This is a genomic window from Neisseria sp. P0022.S010 (assembly GCF_051956635.1).
This window is the reverse complement of the sequence record NZ_JBQCXF010000457.1, coordinates 1-2,360: the sequence shown is the minus strand read 5'-3', so window position 1 is coordinate 2,360 and position 2,360 is coordinate 1. Positions and strand designations below refer to the sequence as shown.

The window sequence follows — 2,360 nt, the reverse complement described above, 5'->3', positions numbered from 1 at the left end:
GTGTTGAATAGGATGGGACGAAAAATCAATCGGCACCATCCCATATTTCATGCTTGTTTAGACGTGACGGCCTCAAAAAACTGACACATTCAATACAAATATTTTCTTATTTATTGTTTTATAAAAATTAAAAATTCAAAAAGGCCGTCTGAAACACCATGCTTGATTGGGTTTCAGACGGCCTTTGACAATAAACGCGGTCAATTAATCCGCTTGTTTGCACAATTCGACAATTTCCGCGCCGTATTTGTCGGTTTTCTCCTCATTCATACCGTGGATTTCCGCCAACTCCGCCAAATCTTGCGGCCGTCGGGCGGCAATGGCACGCAAGGTGACTTTGCTGCATATCTGATAGGCTTCAAGGCCTTCATGGCGGGCAGTATCGATGTTCCACTGAAGCAGACGGCGCATCAATCGGCGTTTGCGTTTGTCCTCTTCGCTCAGGCCGTCTGAAAACGGGCGGCAGATGTTTAAAATACCCTCTCCGTATTGTTCGATACGTTTTTCGCCTAGTTTATACACGCCCAAAAGGTCGATGGGTTCGGCAGGCGTATTGGTCAGCAAGTCGTCCATGCTTTCGTTGGAGAATACCGTCCCCAGCGTTACTTGATCGGCACTTGCCTGCTGCTCTCGCCAAGTTTCCAAAGCCTGTTTTAAGGCCTGTTCGCGCTCGCCCAAGCTGGGGATAACTTGTGCGCTGCCTGTGGAAACCGTACCGGCTTCGGCTGTTTCGCAAACGTTGAGTATTTCCAAACCGAATTTATTGATTTTCGCCTCGCCCAAGCCGTAGATTTGATGTAAATCTTCCAAACTTCGGGGCATTTTTTCGACAATATCGCGCAGGGTTTTGTCGCCGCAGACCACATAGGCCGGCACTTCCTCTGCCCGGGCGCGTTGTTGCCGCCACTGGCGCAATGCCTGCCACAAACGCTCTTCGCGCTCGGTACGCAACCAATCGTCTTTCGGCTTTTGAGTGGCCGTTTTTTCACGGCGCAGGGGGCGCAGCATGACTTCAGTTTCGCCCTTGAGGACTTGTTTGGCCGCGTCGGTCAGCTGCAAGGCTTGATGTTGCTCGACATTAACGGTGAGATAGCCCAGGCTGATGCACTGGCGGATAACGCTGCGCCATTCCTTGTCGGTCTGTTCGCTGCCGATGCCGAATGTGGATAACTTGTCATGGCCGTTGCGCTGTATCCAATCGTCGCTTTTACCGCGCAAAAGGTTGGTGATGTAACCGGCGGCAAAGCGTTGTCCGGCGCGGTACACGCAGCTGAGTAATTTTTGCACCAACACCGTACCGTCAAACCGCACGGGCGGATGCAGGCAGTTGTCGCAATGACCGCAGGATTCGGATTCTTCGCCGAAATGTTTGAGCAGCAGTACGCGGCGGCAGGCGGCGGTTTCGCAGACGGAAAGCATGGCATCGAGTTTTTGCATTTCGATTTGCTTTTGCACCTCGTCGCTGTTGCCTTCGGCAATCCGTTCGCGCAGCAACACCCAATCGTTCAAGCCGTAACACAGCCAGCTCACGGCTGGCAGTCCGTCCCGGCCGGCGCGCCCCGATTCCTGATAGAAATGTTCGACACTCTGGGGCATATCGAGATGGGCGACAAAGCGCACGTCGGGTTTATCTATGCCCATGCCGAACGCTACGGTCGCCACCACGATAATATTGTCTTCATGCGTAAAGCGGCGTTGGTTTTCCTCGCGCACGTCCATGCTCAAACCGGCATGATAAGGAATCGCCTCCAAGCCGTTTTCACACAAAAACTGCGCCACATCCTCGACCTTTTTACGGCTCAGACAATACACAATGCCGCTTTGCCCGTGCATCTGCTTGCGGATGAAATCCAGCAATTGTTTTTTGCCATTATTTTTTTCGATAACCTGATAATAAATATTCGGGCGGTCAAAGCTGGAAATAAATTCGGGCGCATTGTCCAAGTGCAGATAATGCTTGATATCAGTGCGCGTGGCCGCATCGGCGGTAGCGGTCAGGGCGATGCGCGGGATGTTCGGATAGCGTTCGGCAAGCATGCCGAGCTGTTGATATTCGGGACGGAAATCGTGTCCCCATTGGCTGACGCAATGCGCCTCATCAATGGCAAACAGGCTGACGGTTTGTTGGTCGAGAAAACGTAAAAAGCGGTCGGTAACCAAGCGTTCCGGCGCGACATAAAGCAGTTTCAGACGGCCTTGGGCAAGCTTGTCGGCAATCTCGCGCGCCTCATCTGCCGATGTGCTGCTGTTGACTGCCGCCGCTTCAATCCCGGCCACATGCAGGCTGGCCACTTGGTCGTTCATCAGCGCAATCAGCGGCGATACGACAACCGCCACGCCTTCGCGCATCAGCGCCGGAA

1 protein-coding gene is annotated in these 2,360 nt (G+C 53.1%); it reads right to left on the bottom strand.

The window, feature by feature from the left end:
• Window positions 1-204 precede the first annotated feature (204 nt).
• On the bottom strand, window positions 205-2,360 hold a 2,156-nt coding region (gene recQ / locus ACTHUT_RS18110; protein WP_440419299.1), incomplete at its 5' end, for a DNA helicase RecQ.